The organism is Sphingopyxis sp. SE2, assembly GCF_032227185.1.
Lineage (GTDB): Bacteria > Pseudomonadota > Alphaproteobacteria > Sphingomonadales > Sphingomonadaceae > Sphingopyxis.
In genome coordinates, this window is the sequence record NZ_JAPMXW010000002.1 from 61380 (window position 1) to 81580 (window position 20201).

A 20201-nucleotide genomic window follows, 5' to 3' on the forward strand; every position below is an offset into this window, starting at 1 on the left:
CCGGCGCGGCCATCGCTTGCAACACTACGTGCATTGATCTATTCACGTAATATATACTCCTTACGTAAGGTGGATCAATCATGGAATTCCGCGCACCTACCGTCGCCGCGCAGCAGAACGCTAAGGCGCTCAACTACCTCACGAAGAACCTGAAGGATCCTGAGGCAGGCCGGCGTGCAGTCGAGGGCCTGATCGAAGAGCTGGGCAACGCGGTCGACGCTTACCCGGATTGGCATCCGATCCTTACCGCTCCCCCTCGACACGGATCGGAGCATATCGGCAGCCTCTCCCAGGTGGCAACATATGCGGAGGCAGACCATACAACGGAATTCGTGAGGGGTTTCGTGACCTGCCCTTATTCCGGCGAAGGAGCCGACAGGCTCGTGGAGGCGGTGCGGCGGGTGCCGGGCCTAGACGCCTATCGGCTAGAGCAGCCGCTCTATGCGGACAGCGCCCATCCGGTCGTCGTGGTGGCCGTCAACGTCGAGCTGGAGGCCGACGGCACCATCAAGAGCAGGGACGCCCTGGCCTGGTTTGTGCAGCTCTCAGCCGCCGAAGCCACCGGCGCGCAGGTGGCTGAGACCTGGTGGAACGTCCGCTCACTCATACTTGGCAGTCCGCACGGATCGCGATCGTCTCTTTTCGTGAACCAGCACACCGGCGTGCACATGCGCAAGATCTTGGAGGCCATGAACGCCAGCGGCATGTTCGGCCCGATCAAGGAGTCCTCGCTTGAGATGCTCTCTCAGAAGAAGCGCGATGCGATCAGCGAAACGCTCATCCGAACCGCCGTCGCAAACTGGGATGGAGAGAACTCATCGTTCGACTTCGAGCTGCGGGGCGAGACATGCAAGGCGTCGCTTAGGGACACGTGGAACGACAATCATGAGATCTCGGTGCGCGTGGAGATCGGAAGGTTCGACCTCTACGTCACCGGCTTCTACTATCCCGAGGATCGCAGAATCACGCACGTTGATCCCCGCGGCAAGCGCGAGTTGGCGGAGAAGTTCCTGTAAGTATCCAGACCAACCTCGGCTTTCAGGACCTCCGTGCCTAGATGCGAATGGCGATTATGAGGCGCAATTTAGCCGCTTCTTCGCTTAGTTGACCGGAACCCAACCGATGGCTCCGCTGGCTTCCGGTAGAACAATTCAACGTCAAATTCCCCGAGCCGAACGGATCTGGTTCAGCGAGAACAGGCGGGCGAGGATTACGTCATTGTGCAGTACCCCTGCCCGCCAATCCTCGCCCCAGCCATAGGCATCGGCCACCGCCTCATCGAGCGCGGCATGGGCGTTCGCCAACCATTGCGGGCGGGCATTGTAGAGATTGGTGAGCGTGCGCTTCTTCAGTTCCTTTGCCGCTTCCTCGTCCTTGGGCAGGATGCGGTCGGGATAGCCGGGCACAACTTCAGGCTCACGCATCACCAGATCGCCGGGGTTAAGCCAGTTGTCTCGCAGTTCGTTGAGCCTCGACGCCGCAGCTGCGATCGCCTGCGCGCGCGGATCGTCCGCATAATCGGCGGCGGGCATGTTCGGGGTCAGGCCCTCGGGGAAGGGGAAGGTCTCGAAGGTGCTCGAGGGCGTGTAACGGGGCCGGTCCTCCAATGATGTGCCCGTGCGCAGCGACCACAACTCGTGGAAGCGCGAGTGGAGGATGCCGAAGCTGGTGTCGTCGTCGCGGGTGATTGAATAAACGGAGCCCGAAGCCAGGGTGCCCCCGGCCAGCCAAGAAAATATTCGGTGTTTCGAAACTTCCGGCGTCGCGATGAACCGAGCGAGACCGTACATGCGCGCACGAAGCTCGGGGCGCGACCGCTGATGCAGCCACCGCGTCGCCAGCGAGGCAGCTTCGTTTGCACGAAGTTGTGGCAGGGGTGGATTCTCAGCGGCACGCCGGGCATTTTCAGCCGCCCATTGCTGGTCAAACAGTTCATACGGCGCTTCGAATAATGCCGCTTCGGCGGCTGACGAAATACCATCGAAGTTGATGCACCAGCGCTCTTCTGTCCGTCGTGTTAGATCAAGACCCGTGATCCAGCGACACACAACTTCTGAGTTGCTGGCACCGTTCGGGTTCCCCCTGGACATAAGGAGACGCCGTGCGTCATCGCCGGTGATCTCGAATGGTCCACCGAACTTAACACCTTGAAATGCGAGGTTCTTGTTCGACGCGAGCGATGCTGCTTGCGTCAAATCAACCGTCTTGGCGCCGCCGGTTAAATCAGCATTGATGCGCGGAACCGGTAGTCCATTTAGGCCAGCCGACGGTCCCACGACACCCCGTGAGAAGCAAACAATCGACACACGCACCGCCGCGCCTTCTACTGTCCAGCCCTCGTCGCTCCATGCTTCGAAGATGCGCCCACCGTCGACTATTGGCTTCAAGACCTCGCGATTTACGCCGCCCCGGATGCTATTGGTGCTGACAAGTCCCGCACGGTGCAGCCGTCCGGCGGCCATCATCGCCCATGCCTTCGCGAACCAGTAGCAGACGAGATCGACTCCTCCCGGCACCTCCGGCCACGAGTTTCGCAGCGTCCGTGTGTAATCCTCCCCTAATTCGCGGATCATCTTCTTATTGCCTAAGAACGGCGGATTCCCCACTACGGCATCCGCCTCCGGCCACTCCGCCCGCGTGCCGTCCGCATTCAACACCGCATCCCGACACTCGATAGTGTCCAGCGGCCGCAGGATTGGATTCTTCGCCGCCTCGAAGCCGTTGCGGCGCATCCACTGGATCTCACCAATCCAGACCGAAACACGCGCCAGTTCGGCGGCATAGGGGTTGAGCTCGATCCCCAGCACATTTTCGGGCCCGACAGCTGGAGTGGCCTTGTCTAGGCCGAGCGTTTCGGCATCGATGTTGGCGCGGTGTTCGATATCCTTGAGCGCTTTCAGCGCCACGTAGAGAAAATTGCCCGACCCACAGGCAGGATCGAGAACACGAAACTCCTTTAGTCTAACCAGAAACTCGTTCCGCAGCCTTTGCGCTTCGCGATACGCTGCCTCTTCGGCCCGCCTGGCGGCCGCAAAGACTTTCCGCGCTTCACTCTGCGTTTTCGGTACGCGGGCTTTTGCTGCAGCGACTTTATCCATAGCCGACGCGATTTTCTCGCGGACCTCAGCCCATTCGGCTTCGAGCGGTTCGATAATTACCGGGCGCACGATCATCATGATTTTATCGCGATCGGTGTAATGTGCGCCCAATTGGCTGCGCTTGGCAGGATCGAGTCCACGCTCGAACAAAGTGCCCAGGATCGAGGGGTCGATCTGGCTCCAGTCGCGTTGAGCGGCGCTGAGCAATTGCTCGATATCCTCACTGCTGACGGGCAGCACGCTATTGTCGCTGAATAGCCCGCCGTTGAACCAGTCGATCGGTGTGAAGTCGATGTCGCCGCCCTCCGCCATCGCGCCGAACAGCTTGGCGGCATTGCCCTCGAAGCGTTCGGGCCGCACCCGGCTGGCGCTCAGCATCTTGGTGAACAAGTTGTCGGGCAGGAGGCCGACATCCTCAGCGAACATGCAGAAGACTAGCTGGTTTACGAAATGCGCGACGCGGTGCGCCTCGTGCCCGCGATCCCACAGCCGCTGGGCGATGCCGGCGAATTCGCGCGCGGTCTCCTCGGTCAAATCCTGGCGTGACTTCGCGGGCTTGAACTGATCGGGTTCGAGAAATGCGGCCTTGAGCCGATCGCGCACCGCACCGTCTGTCAGGTCGTTGAGCGCGATCTCGTGCGTTTCCTGGACGCTGTTGGTCCAGTTGGTGCGGATCACGATCCGGTTCATGTCGGATACGATCAGCAGCGGTGGATTCTCCAGCGCGACCGAATATTGCAGCAGCTGGCTATAGGCCTTGTCGAGATTGGCGTGCCGCCCTTTATACTCCCAGCCGAAACATTCGCGGCGCCAGACATCGGCCCAGCCGTTGCCGCCGCTGGCCTTATTCGCGCCCTTTTCGAAGGTGAACCACTCGCCCTTGCGATCGGCGGAGACCGGGTCGAGGACACCGAGCAACGCACACAGATCATTGAAATGACTTTGCGAGGCTGAGCGCTCCTTCAGCTCGACGTTTTGCCATTTTTGGAGAAAATCATGTGGTGTCATGCGCCCTCAGAAACAAACAAGGGAACTTGCGTCCTATTTGCGCAGCCCCCGCTTTTAGTAGCCAATCATTACGATGGAGCAATCACCCAGCACTCTTGACGTAGGCCTGCTAACAGGCAAATTCAACTGGCGCGAACGACCGATATGGCCGCAGAACAGACCCCTGTATGGGCCTAGAAAATCGCTATTGAATCTTCACAGATAAAAAGGGGGCCAGCTTTCGCCGGCCCGGATAAGTTTTGGGAGAGGATGCCTGAAAGGCGATCTGTATATGGGAAGCGCAGGATTATGCTGCAAGTGCGAAGTGACCCTTTTTCGCTGCAACTACTCAAGCTAGCGGGCGTATGAAAAAAGCGGCAAGCTGTCCTCACCGGGCGTCCCGGAGGTCGAACGACCCACCGTCGCCGTTTGCAGCAATTCGCGTGCAACCCGCGATAGCGTGTAGACCGCCTGACGGCGCGCGCCGCGATTGTAGTGGTCGACGCGATAGCCTTGATAATGCCGATGCAGCATTCCCGCGCGCACGAGATCCGAGACTGCCCGGCTGACGTTGGCCCTTCCCGCCGTACGAACGCGCTGCCGTAGCTCATCGTCGATTATAGTCTTGGCGGCAACAGCATCGGCGGGGAGGCGCCCATCGCTTACAAGTTCAGATTTCACGCGATCAGCTAGCGCCTTACGACGCGGATCGCGAGAGCCCATGGGGGCCAAGGCGTCGCAAAGCCAATCCCGAATGGTCGCCGCCGAACCATCGGTGACAACGAGCGGCCCCGCCCTTCCATCCGGGCCGGCGATACTCGCAATGAGGTTGAGAACCATGAAAGCATAGCGCGGGCGGGCGGAGTTTTGCGCCAGCGCTTCCATCATGCTCGGCATATCGATTGGCGGCCCATTATCGCCGTGCTGCGCAAGGTTCTGAAGCATGTAGGAATCATGCACATCTAGAACGAAAAGTGAATCCCCCAGCCCAAAAAATCGGGCACTTTGTCATGGATGACACTTTGCCGGAGGGTAAAGTGTCATCCATGACAGTCTGTGGAAGTTTGCGAAGGCAGAGCGTCAGCCCCCGAAATGGATCGTTAGCGCAAACGCTATACGGGCGGAGTTCAATCGGGGCGGGTGCGTTTGCCGCAATCACAACTCAAGCCCTTTCGACCGATCGAGCTGAGTTTCTTCGCGCGGGGCCGGGGCCGCGGGCCTTCCAGCACCATTCTCTCCCCTCGGGTTGGCGATGTCGGTGTCCGCTCCGTTGCTGGCAGATTTTTCGTTCATCTCCTCGGCGGCGACACCGGGGGTGCTACCGAGATCCAGTTTGCGTTCGAGGTCTGCCAGTGACGGCTTGCTTGCATCTTCCCCGATCGCCGCGTCACGGGAACCATCTTTGCCGGACAGGATCCGTTCGACTGCCAGTTCGCCGATTGCCTCAAGCGCAGAAGTCTTGTCGCCGCGGTTGCTCTCCAGCTGACGTATCAGTTTAGCCTTGTCGTCGGTGAACAGCCTGACATCCATTTGCTGGCGCGTATGATTGACGAGAAAAGCGCGAGCATTGGAGAGGTTCGTCTCCCCCGCCCCCATCACGGAGAATACGGTTTCGTTCGTGATACCCTGCGCCATATGCGTGTTGATCGCATATGCGAGATCCATTCGCTTGAGCATCGGGTCGCCGTTCTTCAGCTCGCGGCGCTCGCCATCGGAGAGTTTGACGATGATGCCGTCCCGATCGACCTTTTCTATGCTGGCGATCGTCGCGTTGATCATCCCGCGTCCATCGCGCTTGTCGCTATCGGTCCAGCGGATGCGCTCGCCTTCGTGAACCTCGATACGTTTTTCGTTGCTGAGCTTCAGCCGATTAAGCTTGCCGTTAGGGTCGATCTTGGACGGTTCGACACGGTGCTTGCGTCCGCGCATATCGCGGAGCTGGACGCGGCCGTTTTCGAAGACGCGCTCGATATGGTAATCGCCCTTCGGCAGACCGAGCCCGTTATCGTGGCTCCCTACTTCGAGTAAATGCGCTGCTTTCCAGTTGCGTGCATAGCGATACTCCTCGCGGGTAAGCTGCAGAGTTTCGCGAACATTGAATGCGCGTCCCTCCCCCTTCAATGTGCCTTCGGCTTTCAGCCCGTCCTGAATGATCTGGTTGGCTTCCGAGCGGCCGTCACGGCTCGAAGGCAGGAGCGTGGTCTTATAACGTTCGTCTGCCGGCAGCGCGAGCCAGGCGCCGGCGGCGGCGGCGATACGATTTTTGCTCTCGATGACGCGTTCGCCAAGGATCGCGATCGCGCCGCGGACATTGCCGGCATCGGCGAGATCCGCGACAAGACGCATGTCTTCGGTCTTCTGGCGCATGTTGATCTTGACCTCGCTCACCGGCAGCTGGTCCTGGATCGCGCGCGCCTGCATGACGGAGAAGCTTTTGCCGGCGTCTACGGGCATGAGCTGTTTGCGGTCGCCGATGATGGCGAGGCGGCCGACCTCCATCAGATTCGCGATCGCGGTGAGCTTGTCCATGCGCTCGTTTGAGATCATCGATGCTTCGTCGACGACGAGATATGCGCCGGCGAGATCAGCCTTTCGCGCGGCGAAGGCTTCGGCCGACGCCTCGCCATTCAGAAATTTCTCATTGGAATAGATGAAGCTGTCGACGGTGCGCGCCTCCATCCCGGTGTCTGTCCTCAGATCCGCGACCATCTTGTTCTGGAAAGCGAGGGCCTGCGCATCGCCGCGCATATCGGCGGTTAGCAGGATCGATTTGGCATCTTCGGCTCCCAGCAAGCGCGCAGTGGCATCGATCGCCTCGGCCTTGGCGACGGGCTGAAGCATGGTCGACTTGCCCGCGCCGGCGCGGCCCTGGACGAGCACGATGCGATCTGGAGATGAGACGATCTGGATCGCGGCCGCGAGCTGTTCGGTGTTGAGCTCCCGCGGGGCGGCGAGCTCCTGCAGACGGTCTCGAGCGACTTCGGCCGACATGAGCGGGCGCGCCTCGCCGGCGCCTGTGTCCATCGCCTTCAATATGCGGCGCTCTTGCTTGATCGCCTCCCGGGTAGTGATCATGTCGATGGCTTTATCGAGCCGCTGCGAAGTTTCCGGGACGATCTCGCCCTTTTCAACGAGCTCGGCGATACGGCGTTCGATGCGTTCAGGCGTCACGCCCGTCTCGCCAAGATCCACAGCCGTTTTTATGACGTCGGCCGTGCTGAAGACCGCCTCGCGTTCCCCCAATATGCGAATGGCGCTCGCGGTCGCATATTGGGTACGGGCCGTCGCCGGCGTGCGTGTGAGTTTGGCAAGGCCGGAATCGACCAATGGATCCTCTGGCCGCTTCAGATAGTCTACAAGTCGGTCGCGACTATCTCGAATGGCGGTGCTGACCGCCAATATGCCGCGTTCGATCGGAGAACTGCGCTCTCGGGACCTCGCGAGCGCCATGGCGTAGATCTGGTCGCCATTGTAGCGATAGTCCCGCGCCTCGGCGCGCCAACGCTCGGCAAGCTCCGCACGATCGCCGGCATCCATCTTCGGATCGCGCGTGCGCTGCGTAATAGCGCGGCGGCCTTCCGGACTATGCACGCCGAGTTCCTCGGCCTTGGCCTTTATGTCGTTACCGCGCTTGGAGAAGCCATCGAGAGCTTCCTTGTTGATCTTCTCCCCATTGGGACCAAGAAGCTCGAAAGCGCCATGTTTACCCGTGATCTCGGTCTTATAGCCCAGCGCCTCGATCTTCTCGCGCAGGATGGCGTTCGCCATCGAGGTGAGGGTCGCGCTGGCCTTGTACATTGTTCCGTTGTGCCAGGCGCGCCAGCCATCGTCGCGGATGACTTCGCCGGTCTTCTCGTCGACGCGATCGGGGTTTCGGAATTGTTCGGGAAGCCGGGACAGATTGGCGATGACGGCATGGATATGGCTCTGCGGGTCGGTCGCCCGGCTCGTGTCATGCGGAAATAGCGCGTAGACTAGGTTGCCGGTGCGGACAGCGACATCCTTCCCGTCGACATGAACGCGAGCTTCGGCGAGGTTCCTCTCCGCCCAGACCATCGTCTGTTTGACTGTTTCCATATGCGCGGCGAGGATCCGCTTGTCGCCCGAAACCAGCGCAAGGAGCGAGGCGGACTTCGGCATGGAGAATGTGAAGTCGCGACCGCTGTCGCGTGTGTCTGGATCCCCGATCTGCGTTCCGTCAGGCAGTTCGCCGTTCAGGATGCGTTCGAACGTGGCGGTATCGACGGTCCCCGACAGCCCTAGATCCTTCGCCCCCTCCCCCGCCCACGCGGACACGGCTTCTGATTGCTCGGCCGTATAGTAATTGTCCGCCGCGAAGTAGGCCGCGGCCCCTCCCGCCGAATGCACTTTTCCGATCGAAACCGTCATCGCGCTCAATCCATGTCCATGCCGAGGTCGTCGCTGCCGCGCGCCATGCCGTCAGCGCCGAGTTCGGCACCGCCGGCGCGGCGATGCTCACTCTCCCCGAAGTCTATCCGGGATTCGCGGCGGGCCAGTTCGCCACTTCGCTCTTCAGTCGGATCCTTGGCGCCGCGAAGCCGCTCCTTATAGGAAAGCGCATCCTGCTGGCCGCTACTGCCGGTGGCTGCATTGCGAGGGATGGCACCATTCGGGGCAACGTCGTCGATCGACCGCTTGGCCAATGAGCCGGCGGGATGCGGTTTGACCGGCTCCCCGAACAGATCCGAACGGCTATCCGAACTCCCACGACCAACATCCAGTACGTCGCGCGCGCGGACCTCACGACCCGCCTGCAGGCCCGCGACTTCGGGACGGTCGCTCCGTTCCGCCGCTGGAGTGGTTCCGGGTTCGGGACGGTCGTTCGCGATGTCCTGACCGCCCCCCTCTTCCCCATCGCCTTCACCATCGTCCTCTGCGATCGGCTCTAGCTCGGGCGGCGCCGGAGCCTTGATGAACCCTTCGGCAACCGGCGAGAAGCCGACATAGGGGAACGACACTAAGGTCGCGGGAAACTTCTCGGGGAACCGAACATAGGCGTTGAGATTGGGAAGGCTTGTGATGTCATCGGCGATTACCAGCGCTTCCTCTTTGGTCGTCGGCGAGATCGTCGACGCGTCGCGAGTTTGGTGCGCGCCGTAGCTGTAGGATTCGTCCATAGTACGAACTTTGCGGAACCCGATCAGGCGTGAGCATTCCTCGGCCGTATCCCGATCGGTGGTGCGAAGCATGATCTTCGTGTTGGTCAAACTGATGATGTTGCGGGCACCATCCTCACCATATGGGACCCGGAGCCCTGCAAAATTGTGGAGCCCAAGAACGAACGCGCCGCCGAAACTGCGTGCTGTCTGAAGCCCGCGCTCAAGAGCCGGCAACTTGTGGAGCGCCGCCAATTCGTCGAAGATGTACCAGGTCCGAAGTTGGCGCGAATGGGGGAGCGTCATGATCGTATTGATCGCGATATTCATCCAAAGCGTCAGCAGCGACTTCGACATATCGAGGTCGGCATATCGTGCCGTGATGAACAGGATTGACGCGTTGCCATCGTCGCGCTCTACCCAGTCTTTGATCGAGAATGGCTCACCATTATCGGGCAGAAAGCGGATGCTTTCAGCATGGGCGTTGAGCACCGCTCGGATCGATTGCGCCATCTTTGCCGCGTCGGGAGAAATGAGCGGATCGGCAACCGTGCCCTTCAGGCTTTCGTAGATCTTCTTGAGGCTCGCCTTCAACAGTTCATCTGAGAGGTGCCGGTTCGTTCCCTTCCCCTTCTTCTTCAGATTATCGCACATTTCGACAAACAGGGTACGCGCGGCCTTCTCCCAAAAGCCTCCGTCCGATCCATGGTCGGCGGGAATAAGTGCAGTCGCGGCGTTCACGAATTCACTGCGAGATTCGCAATCATTGAACAGCGACCATGACTCGCAGCGCGCGTCATTAAGGTTCAGAACATGGTCCCGATCGGGGTCGTAGAACGCTTCCATATAGTGGCCGGTAAGATCGAATAGCACGCACCGGTCGCCCCGCTCTATCGCTTGTGCCACGAGCTGGCGAATGAGCGTGGTCTTGCCCGTGCCTGTCGTACCCGTGAGCATGACATGGCTCTGTTCGAAGCCATAAGGGAACGGCAACGTCGCAATCTTGTACGGAAGGATGACCCCCGCAGCCTTGCGCTCCGCAAGCGGCAAGGCTTCGACCTGAGCGAGCGTCAAATCGGGGAATGCCTCCTTTGCGCGAGTCCGAACGCGGTCAAGGTTATGACGATCGAGCATCATCTTGAGGACGTCATACTCGACGATCTCCACGCCGCGTTCGTGGTGATCGGCAAGAATGGATTCTCCCCGGTCGCGTGCCCACGGAATGAACCACCACGCGAAAGCGCCGGCGCCGATGGTCGCAAAGAACAAGCTTCCGAACAAGGCGTTCATCAGCTTTGCCCACGCAACCTGCACGTCCGGGATATAGGGAACATATCCCATGTAGGTTGGATAGATGCTTCCATCACGAAGCGTGACGTTGGCGCGCTTCATTTCGTCGAGGCCGATGAAGTCCCACGTTGCCGCAAGCGCCTTGGTGCCGAGCATTTGGAACTCATAGTCGTCGAGGATGAGTGTCAGTTTGAGCCAAGTGAATGCGGCCAGCAGACCGAACCAGAAGAACAATGGCACGCGCGCGCCGCGCCACCACATCGAGAATTGATGGCCGATGAGCTGCGAGCCGCGCGTGAAGTTTCCCGAGTTGCGATTAGCCTCGCCGTGGCTTGACCAGGGGCGCGGATGGCGGGGGCGTGACGACTTATCTGCCATGGTGGCGGTCCAATCGTGTATCCACCATTGCAAGAAATTCGTCACGCCGATCAGGCGCGTTCTTCCTCACCCATTCATCGGCAACGAGCTGCACATACTCGCATATGATGGCCATCCGTTGCGGATTGAACTGGGGACGATCCCGGTCCGTCAGGAAGCTGTTTACGATGCGGCGGACAAGCTCTGACTTGGTAATTCCTTCCGATTTGGCGAGCTCGTTTAGAGCAAGCCAAGCCGAAGGCGAGAGCGCCACAGAACGACGATGAAATTCCAAACCACCCTCCCTCTCAGGGGTAGGCGGTGGGTTCTTGCGAAAGGCGACATTTGGATATCAGCAACTGGAATAAGGGTCAAGGTGGCCGAGCCTCGCTGATATTGCTGGTGTATTTTGCACCCCGATCAGGTCTTAGAACCGACCGGAATTCGCCACTTTTGGGGGGTGCCGATTGCACCCCGATGTAGGGTGGCATCTGCACCCCATCGGGTGCTTTATGCACCCTTCCATTTCCTTGCATTTCCGCCAGATCTTGAGCTTCGCGCATTGCAGCTCGCCGCATACCGTGTGCTTCTCAGAATGAGAGATCCCCGAAGCGGATTTCTCATTCTGCTTATCGAAGGGAATTCGGGCGTAGCCCTTCAGTTTGCCTGCACCGGGGCACATCGTGCCCTGTTCGGGCATGAGAGTTGCAATCTGCATGAGGCGTTAGCCTCGGCACGCACTTGCCCATCGTGAGATCGGAACGGTCGGCACGATCGATGAGGATCGTTCGGTGAAACGATGCCGAACGGGTTCCGGACCGGAGCCCCGCCAAGGATCATCCGGCCTGACCGATGAAGGATCGATTGCGACACCTGTGGGAGCAATCGCCAATAGGCGCCTCGCGTTTTGGGTTCCCGCTTCGCGCTCCCAGAACGCTGGCGTAGCGCGCCCAAACCCAGTTCATTTTTCTCGCCGTCTGCGATCAAGCCGGAACCCTAACGGGTACAAGGGAGAGATCGTGGAGCCAGCCAAGGTCGAGTTGCTGACGGTTCCTATATGGGACTGGAGTTTCATCTCCATCGTGATAGCAAAGGCTACAACGGGGACCGAGCAGAAGGAAAGACGACATGCCAAGAGCGAAAAAGATCGAGGGCAATCTGGACGCGATCACGGCGAAGCGCGCCGCGTTGGAAGCGGAGCTTGCGGAGCTAACGGAAGCGGAACGCCGTGCGCGCGAAGCGGAGCGCGACGCGGGGCGGGACGTGCTGCTTGGCGCGCTTGCCAAGGTGAAGATCGCTCGCATGGACCGGGGCGTTGCGACGTCCATTGCGAAAGCGATCGAGAAGCATGGATCGATCAAGATTGCGGAAGCTCTTGCGGCTCTTTGAAGCGATCGACGATGCGCAGGTCGCGAGCGAAGCAAGCGACAAGCGAGGCGATCGGTCTGCGGTTTGGCATCTTGCTCTTGCCGCATGAGTCGCGAGCATTTGCCTGCGATGCGCTGTCCGCCGACCTAGCTCGGCGGCAAGCGAGCAGGGTACGGACCGGCAGCGAGTAGGGGAACCGCCGACGGTCGAGCGGCGGTTCCATTGGCGCTCAATGCGCCGTCAAACAAAGCTGCTCGTATCGGAAATCGAGTTCCATTTCGGTCTCTGCCAATGTCTCGGCAAGATGATCCTCTTGCATCGACATCAATCGGCATTCCTCGATCGTCATGGCGTGCCAGTCGATCATGTCCGCGAAAAATTCAGTGCGACCGATCTGCCGGCTGATGGAACGTGCGGCGCTTTCGAGATGAGCGATCCGTGCGTTGATTGCGTGTTCCATGATGCGTCTCCTGAGAAGACTGGAGGGGCGGCCGAGACCGCCCCCGGGATTGTTAGAAGGGAACGTTGTCGTCCTGGTCGTCATCGTCGCGATCTGCGGGTGCGCCGCCGTTCTTGATGATGGTGGCCATCCGATCGGCGATGAGGTCGACCGTGTAGTGGCGGGTGCCGTCGGCTTCATAGCTGTTCTGGCGAACGCGTCCGGTGATGTGAACCAGGTCGCCCTTGCCGATCTTCGTGGCCCGTTCGTTCAGCTTGCCGAAGAAGGTGACGCGGTTCCAGTGGGTGTCGTCCTTCCAGCTGTCGCCGTCCTTGCGGGGGTAGTTGCTGGCGATGTCGATGTGGGTGACTTTCTCTTTGGCATCGACTTTGCCGACGCGACCGATGATGCGAAATTCAGCGATGTTCTGCATGATGTATCTCCTTGGGTGGTGTCGTTGCTGACGCACTTCGAGGAGGCGGCCGCTCGCCGCGGGCAAGCTGAAAAACGGAGGGTCCACGAAGTGGAAACCGTAGGCGCGGCACGCGCCGGTTTTCTGCTTGAGGGCTGACAGGCCCGTCCCGCAATAGGCGGGCGAGCTGCCTACGTGCGTCAGACAGCAACGAGGCCGCCCAAGGAGATGAGCAGTAACTCGGCTTTCGCATTGGACGCCTCGCGCTCGGGTCGATGTATGAAGGTCGCGCGTTCCGTCGCCGGCACCCGTATCGGCAGATGTTCAGCGGGACGCTTCAGGAACCTATTGGCCTCGGCAATCGTCGATCCTGGAGCCGCGATCGGCGTCGTGGTGTCCTTCCCCTCCCCGGCCTACGCCATCAGCTGCACCGGGCAGGGTCGGGAGCTTTCGGTCGGCTATTCCGAACGGTGGGTGGGATCGATCCGGCGCTTGATCACATTGCCGATGACCCGGCGCCACAATGCTTCCGGCATGATCCCGAGAAAGGGGCTGCCGTCCGGCGTCCCTCGGACGTCGGGCCCAACCCACGCAAATTCGTTGAGGTCGTTCCACACAATTCGGGAACGATCGTCCAGCCCGAGATGGGCGGCAACCCGGGGCGGGATCGGAATGGTGAATGCGGGATCGTAATTCCGGGTCGATATCGGCGCCGTGATCACGCGGAGCTGGCCCCGGGCTTTATAGGTGCTCAGGACAAGGCACGGCCTTGTCTTTCGACCATCCTCCAGCCCGCGTTCCTTCTCGGCGCGCCAGAGATAGACATAGCTGATGACGTCGGTCGGTTGCGGCTCAGTCCATGAGCTCGTTGAGGGCAATTGCTTCGGGCCGCGCTTGGGCGGTCCGGAGGCTGCGGATGGCTTCATCACTCAGTTCCTCGGGCGTAACAGCGATATGGTCGAGGCGCGCGAGGCGTTCATATTCTGACGCGGGCAACATGACGACGCGGGTGGCGCCATTGCGCTCGATCCCGATGGGGTGCGTCATGGCTTCGTCGTAATAGAAGCCGAAGCGCTTCGATACATCACTGGAAGTGACCTTCTCGATTGGCAGTTCCATGATTCCCTCATCACCGTTACCTGGTCAGTGCATCCGGCCTTCTCCGCCAGATTGTGCTACTACCCGTCAATTCCATTACTGAGAATCCGCACTTTACGTAATCTACGGAATGCGGATTTGCAACCCCCTGCCCGCGCGAGCTGGATTCCGGCATGAGGGCCAAGCCCTCTACGCCCGGAATCCACTGCTGGCACCCGCTAGTCGAACAGGCGTTCGACCAGCTCGGTTCCATCGTCCGTGAGCAAGATAACGTCAGGAAATTGCGCAGGAATGAGCCGCTGCCAGCTTCCATCACCGAACCGGAGCTCGTCCTTATCAAATGCCTTGCTGTATTCGTAAATGCCGAAGGTCGGCTTTTCGAGGTTCCATTGGCGTGCGAGCGCTGACCCGGGCTTCACGAGCGCGATGCACTCAACGTCGTTCGGTGAGCGCTCGACGGGAGATTGCGGCTTCCGCATGGGCGGTATCCCCTCCTGAATTTTAAGGATCCTAGCACGATCCTTGCACCATGCTTTCAAAATTGCCGCCGCTGGGCCTTGGCCCGGCGGCGGCGCGACCTATCGCGGCCCAAGGGTTCGAAACCCGGTCGGGGATGCCAGCGGCTGAAGGTCACGAAGTTCTACGAAGACGATTTTCTCGGTGCGTTCGGCCCCGACCGGATCGAGAAAAACGCGGCAATGGTCGGCGAATACGGTTGAACAGAGGCGCCAAACGACACCTTCGCGGCCGATAAACCGATATGGGCCATATTCAGGATCGACGGGCCCGGGCCCGTCTACGATCTTGACCCGCTGGCTGACGTGCAGCCAATTGGCGGCGCCATTGACGATCGCGGTCTTTTCGTCCGGCGAGAGATATGCGGGCCGGTCAGCGCGTGGTGGACCAAAGGTCGCAAGCGGGTCGCCCTCGATGCGCGCAAGCTTGTCGGCGATCGGTTCAACCGGCGGTCGAGGAAACGCGGCGGCGGGTCGGTGTCGCCGATAGTGCGTCACCGGATCGCGGACAAATAGGTCGGGTTGGTAACCGACAATCCGCCTTTGGCGCATTTCTTCGCGATATGCCGCCCGCCATAGCTGTTCCGGCGTTGTCGGCCGCTGCGCCTCGTCGAGCGCAGCGAGATAGGCTAGGAATTCCTCGTCGGTCATTGCGTCGAGGTCGGCCGCGCTCGTCATCGCCGTGTCCCCCGCTGTCGCCGATTTTCAATGCGGCGCCTGTCCGGTCGATCCTCGCCGTGCAGCTCTGCGCGGCGACGGCGTTCTTCGCGCGCCCATTCTGCGAAAAGCGGGCTGATATGGGTCTGGATCATCAGGTCGAGCTCGAGGTCGGTCATCGCCGCTATCTTGGCCTTGCGGTCCCGCTCCCATTCGACGTCGCTGCGCGGCCGCACCTCGCCTTCGTGAACGATCAGGCGGCCGTCACGAAACATATTAATGTAGGTCAGCAAATAGCCTGCATTTCCGGGGCATTTGCAGCGATCCCAATAACGGAGAAAGGCAGCGCGTTCCGACTCGGGGATGGCGCGCAACTCGGCGCGCGCCCGCCACCAGTGCTGTGCCTCGCGGGCGCGGTTCGCCTGCTGGTTTTCGACGAAAGCCTTACCGCGCGCGTCGAGCAATTCTTCCGGCGTCGGTTGGCTCTCCGCGATCTCGGCGGCGAAGAGCGGGAATTTCTCGCGATCCAGACGCAGGCGGCGTTCAGCCGCCTTCAATTTCCGGTTGGTTCGCTCGTAGGCATAGATGCCCTGATGGGGTGTGAAGCGCATGACAGTATATCCGACGCAGCGCGGCCACGCTGGGGTGGAAGCTCCAACGGCTGCTGCGACAAAAAAAAGCTGGGAAATTACGATAGAGGCGCCGCGACCGGCTGGCGCCCTAGTCGGGGCGCCAACGCTCGACCAGATCGGCCATCTGGTCGCGATACTGGTCGCCGAAAGCATCGATATAGACCGCCCCGCCATGCTGACCGAGAAACGCAAAGACGGTAGCCATGTCAGCGGCAACGTCCCGGTCAACGCCGAACAGGTCAGTCAGCGGGAAATTTCCCCACCGGTCGCCGTCCCACCATGCGAGCAAAAAATTCGTGACGCGGGCCGATTGACCGGTGTCCGAACGAGCAAGGTCTATCAGGCGGTTCAGCGCGGGTTTCACCTCGGGGTGAGCGAGAATTTCCACATTCATCGGTTCGGCTCCTTCGGTCGGTGTATCAAGAAAATCGAATGTCGTCAGTCATCGGGCGTGATCGTGTTTCGAGGCCCGCGCGAGTTCGTGGAAACGCCAAGCGACATTCTCCGCGAGCACCGCGAGGCGGGGAAGGTCGCAACTCTGTATCTCTTCCTCGACGCTGATCCTGCGAAGGTTTTCGGCGCGCAGCGCGTCGGCGTCGGCTGGTCCCGTCGGCGCCATCGGCGCCGGAACAATCGCGAAACGCGCCCACTGGTCGGTGAGCCAAGCAATCAGGCCCGGCTTGTCGGTCGGAACGTCGATCTGTTCCCAGGTCCCGCCGTTCGCGCGGACCAATCCCGCTGCGTCACTTTGATTTCCCGTCCATTCGCCAGCGCTGGTCAGATAGAGGCGCATCGAAATTCTCCCAATGGGCGAAAGCGATCAGGCGTTAGCCTGATCGCGGATCGCGAAATGTTCGTGCTTGAAAATGGTGAGCGGGACACCAGCGGCGCGAAGATTCTGCGCGAGATTGATCTGGATGCCGCTGCCTTCGCAAATGACGGCTTCGACCGGGAGCAATCGCTGAATGGAACGATTGCGCTCGAATGCCGCGCGGTTCCCAAGCTGCCGGTTGAGACGGAAGGCGACAAGCGGCACCCCACGCGCGGCGGCCCATGCCGCGCCGATGGCGTCGGCGCCCTTGTGCTGCGCGGTCGTGACAAGCGTCATTGCGGGAATGCGGGCCTTGATGGTGTCGAGCCGATCCCAAATTACCTCATGTTCAGTCCAGTCCTGACCGCCCGACAATACGACAACGGGACCTGTCGGGGCATGTGCCTCACGCTTTTCCGCCGAACGGGCCGCGAGATAGTCGCGGGCGTCGATCTGCGACGCTGTGAGTGTGCGACTCGTCCGGCTGCCGGTGGTCGCGGACCAAGGCTGGCCGCATTCGACGCGGTAAATTTCGGCGGCGTGGTCGCGCATCGCCTCAATCGCCGCGACGGCTTCGTGAAGCGATTGGCAAAGGCGTTGCGTCTCCTCCACCTTCACCGCGTGGATTTCGGAAGGGTCTGCGATGCGCGCCAGCTCGCCAAGCTCGCGCGCGGCGTCGTCCTCTTGCCGGGAAAGCTGCTGGGCGACCTTATGGAAGCTGTTGACGATGCCCCAAGCGATGCGCGGCGCAACTGGGGCGAGGCGCGTATCGGAAAAGAGGGCAAAGACTTCGCCGGTAACGTGGGCGGCAACGATGCGGGCCGCGTCGGCGTCCGGCAAATCGCTGGTGGTCGGTTCATCGTGGATGGAAAGCTGGCTGGCGGCAATCTCGCTAGCGAAGGTGCCTGCGAATGTGTCGGCGCTGGTAAGGCTCGCGTAATGCTCGGCAAGATCGGCGAAGTTATCGAAACGACTCATGGGGAAATTCCTTGTTGCCGCTTCGGAAAATGGAGTAAGCATCGAAGCGGACATTGACCAATGTTCAGCCATGAGAGGCCGGAAGAGCTAGACCCTCTCCCGGCCTCCTTCATTCAGGCGGCCTGCTTGTCGGCGGTTTCACCGCCCTTCCCTGCTCCACCCTTGCCCTTGCCGCCCTGCGGCGCGTCCGGTGCGGTGCTTTCGCCAAGGCCGGAGTTGTTGCCGATCCCATCGTCCGAACTCTCCCCGACGGGCGGCAGGTCCTGTTCAGCCTGACCCGCTGGGATTTCACGGCGCGGACGGCGACGGCTCCAAAGGACGGCAAATCCCCCTTCGCGATCGTGCCACAACGCAATGTCCATCGGGTTCGCCATGCTCGGATCATCGAGACGGCCCTGATAGAAGACCTCGCCGGTCGCCCGCTTCACCTGCTCGAACATCGCCCCGACTTTGGCCCAGGTGCGCGCCGGGGTCAGCGCCATGACCTCATATTTGGGTGCCGCCTCATTCTGGCTGATCACCGGACGCAGCGCGACGACATTGGAAAATGCAACGGTATCGATCCGACCGATGAAAACGCCGTCACTGTTCTTCTTGAGATTGCCAATATTAGCCATGATGTATCTCCATAATGCAGGGCGATGCCCCTTTTCAGAAAGTCAAAGCGGCGTTGCCGTCTTGACCATTACTTAATAGCTGCCGCCTCAAATCAGGTCTATCTCATTGTTTTATTGACTAAAATCCGATCCTCTTTGGTGAGCCGGAGCATCAAACAGACGCGCGGTAGCGCGGCCAGCGAAGATCCCCCGGCCCGACCAGGGCCGGTTCCATATTGGTCGGGGAAAGCGATGCTATGCCCTCACCTGTCCATCCCCTTCGGAGCCGCCGTCGCAGGCCCCAAGAAGCAGACGGGGGATAGCGCGGGGCAAGCTGAAAAACGGAAGGTTCCGCCGCGTAGCGGTGGAAAGCCGTAGGCCCCGGAGGGGCCGGTTTTCTGCTTGAGCGCCCGCAGGGCGCGACCCCGCGTGCCGCCGGATGCGACGCCGGGAGCCTGTAAGGCGGCGTAGAAGGACGAGGGACAGGTTTGCGCGCACCCCGGCGCCTCGGCACGCGAACAGCGTGACGAGGCCTCGAGAATGACGGCGGACGCCGATGGGCGGCCGACCATCTGCCCATGCCCCTGATCGTTACCCGAAGGGCCGAGACCCGCAGGGGCTCGGCGAGCTTGGTCGCGATCGCAGAATCGCGGCCCTAGCGAGTAGAGCAGGTTGCCGACCGGCGATTGCCGGTCGGTGGCCCGCTTTTCCCCTCTGCAACTCTCCCATCAACGCCTCTCCCTATCCATCACCGCAGATTTCCGCATTTTCTCGACGAAATGTCGGATTATTTTCGCGCCAGCGAGGTGTCGGCGAAGCCGTATTATCGACGTAAGTCACACCCCCCTTTCTGGGTATAGCGCGACAGCAAAAAGTCTGATTTCATTGACGTCGGTCGTTCGAGGCCCACGCGGACCCGCGGCCGAACAACAGCAGGATGAAGACGATGATCGTGACAACGAGCTTGTCGCGCCGGGGCCTTGCGCGCGCCAGCGGAGGACTTTTGCTGACCGGCATACTGCCGATCTGCGACAATGTGAGCGATTGGGGGCGCAAGCTGCACGGCCGCGGCGCCGATCGCTTCGAACGAGCGGAGGAATTCAACCGGGGCGTAGCCGCTGGACTTTATCGGGACCCTCGCGACCTACTCTATCAGGCGGGGATCGTGGCCCAGCTCGGCATTGGAGCCTATTTGCTCGAACTCGGTGCATCCGACGATTGGTGCCGGCAGAGGATCGGCCAGTTCGTCGACAAGGCATTGGCGATCGCGAACCAGGCCGGATTGAACCATCTGGAGCCTGGCATGGCGGAGCTGGTGCAGCTGCTATCGCCCTACGGGCAATGGCGCGGACCGTTTGCGACCGATCTGCCGGCTATCGAGGCGATCGACCCGCTTCGCGTATCGGCGGCGTTGCAAGACTTGCTCGCCACTGTGCGATGCCGGCTCGACGGCCAACGCATCGGGGCGCGTGCGCGATGAAACTGCGTCATCACTTGTCGCGCGCCTATTGGCTGCGGATCCGCGCGAAGCGCTATCCACTATATGCTCGTCGGCTTGGCTCCGACCCTCCGGTGCTCGAGCAACTCGAACTGGCGATGGATCTGTTGTGGCCCTTCGCGCGGCGCGTTTTTCTCATGCACCGCGTCGACGAGCTTCCATATGGCGTGATCGCGATCGCGGTCGATGTCGATGTTGCGACGGTCGAACGCTGTGTGGCCGACGCACTGTATTCGGTCAGAATGGTCCGGCGGGAGTTCGAATGAGGCGCCGAATTCCGGGCATGGTCACCCCCATGTTACTCCCCATTTATTGGAGTACCATTTTACAGGGGGTGATTTCGTCGTC

20 protein-coding genes are annotated in these 20201 nt (G+C 60.8%); 4 read left to right on the forward strand and 16 right to left on the reverse strand.

The window, feature by feature from the left end:
- The first annotated feature begins 80 nt into the window (after positions 1-80).
- Entirely contained in the window at positions 81-1016 is a 936-nt protein-coding gene (locus tag OVY29_RS20820; RefSeq protein WP_313912118.1) for a hypothetical protein, read from the forward strand.
- Positions 1017-1157: 141 nt separating this feature from the next.
- Here OVY29_RS20820 and OVY29_RS20825 read toward each other — a convergent pair whose 3' ends face one another.
- The 5 genes from OVY29_RS20825 to OVY29_RS20845 form a co-directional block, all read right to left on the reverse strand.
- Positions 1158-4106 carry a class I SAM-dependent DNA methyltransferase gene (locus tag OVY29_RS20825; RefSeq protein ID WP_095389414.1) on the reverse strand — a complete coding sequence of 983 codons (2949 nt, stop codon included), beginning with the start codon at positions 4104-4106 and terminating at the stop codon, positions 1158-1160.
- 333 nt (positions 4107-4439) lie between these two features.
- Positions 4440-5030: a hypothetical protein gene (locus tag OVY29_RS20830; protein ID WP_255247306.1), complete on the reverse strand. Its 591-nt coding sequence runs from the start codon at positions 5028-5030 to the stop codon at positions 4440-4442.
- 210 nt (positions 5031-5240) lie between these two features.
- Entirely contained in the window at positions 5241-8474 is a 3234-nt protein-coding gene (gene mobF, locus OVY29_RS20835; protein WP_095389412.1) for a MobF family relaxase, read from the reverse strand.
- 5 nt (positions 8475-8479) lie between these two features.
- Positions 8480-10870 (reverse strand): type IV secretion system DNA-binding domain-containing protein, encoded by a 2391-nt coding sequence (locus OVY29_RS20840; RefSeq protein ID WP_095389410.1) that lies wholly within the window; start codon positions 10868-10870, stop codon positions 8480-8482.
- Positions 10860-11144 (reverse strand): ribbon-helix-helix domain-containing protein, encoded by a 285-nt coding sequence (locus OVY29_RS20845; RefSeq protein ID WP_141237238.1) that lies wholly within the window; start codon positions 11142-11144, stop codon positions 10860-10862. Before OVY29_RS20845 ends, OVY29_RS20840 begins: the two co-directional genes overlap by 11 nt.
- An 833-nt stretch (positions 11145-11977) precedes the next feature.
- Here OVY29_RS20845 and OVY29_RS20850 point away from each other — a divergent pair.
- Positions 11978-12238, forward strand: a complete 261-nt coding sequence (locus OVY29_RS20850; protein ID WP_037516775.1) for a hypothetical protein — start codon at positions 11978-11980, stop codon at positions 12236-12238.
- A gap of 208 nt (positions 12239-12446) precedes the next feature.
- Here OVY29_RS20850 and OVY29_RS20855 read toward each other — a convergent pair whose 3' ends face one another.
- The 11 genes from OVY29_RS20855 to OVY29_RS20905 form a co-directional block, all read right to left on the reverse strand.
- Complete coding sequence (locus tag OVY29_RS20855; protein ID WP_037516777.1) at positions 12447-12677, reverse strand: hypothetical protein; 231 nt, start codon at positions 12675-12677, stop codon at positions 12447-12449.
- Positions 12678-12729: 52 nt separating this feature from the next.
- On the reverse strand, positions 12730-13089 hold the full coding sequence (locus OVY29_RS20860; RefSeq protein ID WP_313912119.1) for a single-stranded DNA-binding protein: 360 nt from the start codon (positions 13087-13089) through the stop codon (positions 12730-12732).
- Between the two features lie 437 nt (positions 13090-13526).
- Positions 13527-13994, reverse strand: a complete 468-nt coding sequence (locus OVY29_RS20865) for a type II toxin-antitoxin system PemK/MazF family toxin (RefSeq protein WP_313912120.1) — start codon at positions 13992-13994, stop codon at positions 13527-13529.
- Positions 13921-14187, reverse strand: coding sequence for a type II toxin-antitoxin system Phd/YefM family antitoxin (locus OVY29_RS20870; RefSeq protein WP_313912121.1), 267 nt, complete (start codon positions 14185-14187; stop codon positions 13921-13923). Before OVY29_RS20870 ends, OVY29_RS20865 begins: the two co-directional genes overlap by 74 nt.
- A 197-nt stretch (positions 14188-14384) precedes the next feature.
- Entirely contained in the window at positions 14385-14645 is a 261-nt protein-coding gene (locus OVY29_RS20875) for a hypothetical protein (RefSeq protein ID WP_037516788.1), read from the reverse strand.
- Positions 14646-14744: 99 nt separating this feature from the next.
- The gene (locus OVY29_RS20880) at positions 14745-15359 is read right to left on the reverse strand and encodes a hypothetical protein (RefSeq protein ID WP_052187268.1); all 615 of its coding nucleotides are present in this window, start codon (positions 15357-15359) and stop codon (positions 14745-14747) included.
- Positions 15356-16123, reverse strand: a complete 768-nt coding sequence (locus OVY29_RS20885; protein ID WP_313912122.1) for a hypothetical protein — start codon at positions 16121-16123, stop codon at positions 15356-15358. Before OVY29_RS20885 ends, OVY29_RS20880 begins: the two co-directional genes overlap by 4 nt.
- Positions 16059-16364, reverse strand: coding sequence for a hypothetical protein (locus OVY29_RS20890; RefSeq protein ID WP_052187267.1), 306 nt, complete (start codon positions 16362-16364; stop codon positions 16059-16061). Before OVY29_RS20890 ends, OVY29_RS20885 begins: the two co-directional genes overlap by 65 nt.
- Before the next feature lie 48 nt (positions 16365-16412).
- Complete coding sequence (locus OVY29_RS20895; protein ID WP_037511965.1) at positions 16413-16763, reverse strand: hypothetical protein; 351 nt, start codon at positions 16761-16763, stop codon at positions 16413-16415.
- Between the two features lie 27 nt (positions 16764-16790).
- A complete protein-coding gene (locus OVY29_RS20900; RefSeq protein WP_313912123.1) occupies positions 16791-17831 on the reverse strand; it encodes an SLOG family protein in 1041 nt (346 codons plus the stop codon).
- Between the two features lie 41 nt (positions 17832-17872).
- Positions 17873-18376: a DUF736 domain-containing protein gene (locus OVY29_RS20905; protein ID WP_037511959.1), complete on the reverse strand. Its 504-nt coding sequence runs from the start codon at positions 18374-18376 to the stop codon at positions 17873-17875.
- 925 nt (positions 18377-19301) lie between these two features.
- Here OVY29_RS20905 and OVY29_RS20910 point away from each other — a divergent pair.
- Positions 19302-19835, forward strand: coding sequence for a hypothetical protein (locus OVY29_RS20910; RefSeq protein ID WP_313912124.1), 534 nt, complete (start codon positions 19302-19304; stop codon positions 19833-19835).
- Positions 19832-20119, forward strand: coding sequence for a sigma factor-like helix-turn-helix DNA-binding protein (locus OVY29_RS20915; protein ID WP_313912125.1), 288 nt, complete (start codon positions 19832-19834; stop codon positions 20117-20119). Before OVY29_RS20910 ends, OVY29_RS20915 begins: the two co-directional genes overlap by 4 nt.
- Positions 20120-20201: the final 82 nt, after the last annotated feature.

Coding starts and splice junctions, on each gene's coding strand:
- OVY29_RS20890 (WP_052187267.1), bottom strand. CDS start 16,364: ATGAATGTGGAAATTCTCGCTCACCCCGAGGTGAAACCCGCGCTGAAC.
- OVY29_RS20850 (WP_037516775.1), top strand. CDS start 11,978: ATGCCAAGAGCGAAAAAGATCGAGGGCAATCTGGACGCGATCACGGCG.
- mobF (WP_095389412.1), bottom strand. CDS start 8,474: ATGACGGTTTCGATCGGAAAAGTGCATTCGGCGGGAGGGGCCGCGGCC.
- OVY29_RS20855 (WP_037516777.1), bottom strand. CDS start 12,677: ATGGAACACGCAATCAACGCACGGATCGCTCATCTCGAAAGCGCCGCA.
- OVY29_RS20900 (WP_313912123.1), bottom strand. CDS start 17,831: ATGGCTGAACATTGGTCAATGTCCGCTTCGATGCTTACTCCATTTTCC.
- OVY29_RS20895 (WP_037511965.1), bottom strand. CDS start 16,763: ATGCGCCTCTATCTGACCAGCGCTGGCGAATGGACGGGAAATCAAAGT.
- OVY29_RS20880 (WP_052187268.1), bottom strand. CDS start 15,359: ATGACGAGCGCGGCCGACCTCGACGCAATGACCGACGAGGAATTCCTA.
- OVY29_RS20915 (WP_313912125.1), top strand. CDS start 19,832: ATGAAACTGCGTCATCACTTGTCGCGCGCCTATTGGCTGCGGATCCGC.
- OVY29_RS20885 (WP_313912122.1), bottom strand. CDS start 16,123: ATGCTTTCGGCGACCAGTATCGCGACCAGATGGCCGATCTGGTCGAGC.
- OVY29_RS20910 (WP_313912124.1), top strand. CDS start 19,302: ATGATCGTGACAACGAGCTTGTCGCGCCGGGGCCTTGCGCGCGCCAGC.
- OVY29_RS20830 (WP_255247306.1), bottom strand. CDS start 5,030: ATGCTTCAGAACCTTGCGCAGCACGGCGATAATGGGCCGCCAATCGAT.
- OVY29_RS20905 (WP_037511959.1), bottom strand. CDS start 18,376: ATGGCTAATATTGGCAATCTCAAGAAGAACAGTGACGGCGTTTTCATC.
- OVY29_RS20825 (WP_095389414.1), bottom strand. CDS start 4,106: ATGACACCACATGATTTTCTCCAAAAATGGCAAAACGTCGAGCTGAAG.
- OVY29_RS20865 (WP_313912120.1), bottom strand. CDS start 13,994: ATGAAGCCATCCGCAGCCTCCGGACCGCCCAAGCGCGGCCCGAAGCAA.
- OVY29_RS20840 (WP_095389410.1), bottom strand. CDS start 10,870: ATGGCAGATAAGTCGTCACGCCCCCGCCATCCGCGCCCCTGGTCAAGC.
- OVY29_RS20870 (WP_313912121.1), bottom strand. CDS start 14,187: ATGGAACTGCCAATCGAGAAGGTCACTTCCAGTGATGTATCGAAGCGC.
- OVY29_RS20875 (WP_037516788.1), bottom strand. CDS start 14,645: ATGCGGAAGCCGCAATCTCCCGTCGAGCGCTCACCGAACGACGTTGAG.
- OVY29_RS20820 (WP_313912118.1), top strand. CDS start 81: ATGGAATTCCGCGCACCTACCGTCGCCGCGCAGCAGAACGCTAAGGCG.
- OVY29_RS20860 (WP_313912119.1), bottom strand. CDS start 13,089: ATGCAGAACATCGCTGAATTTCGCATCATCGGTCGCGTCGGCAAAGTC.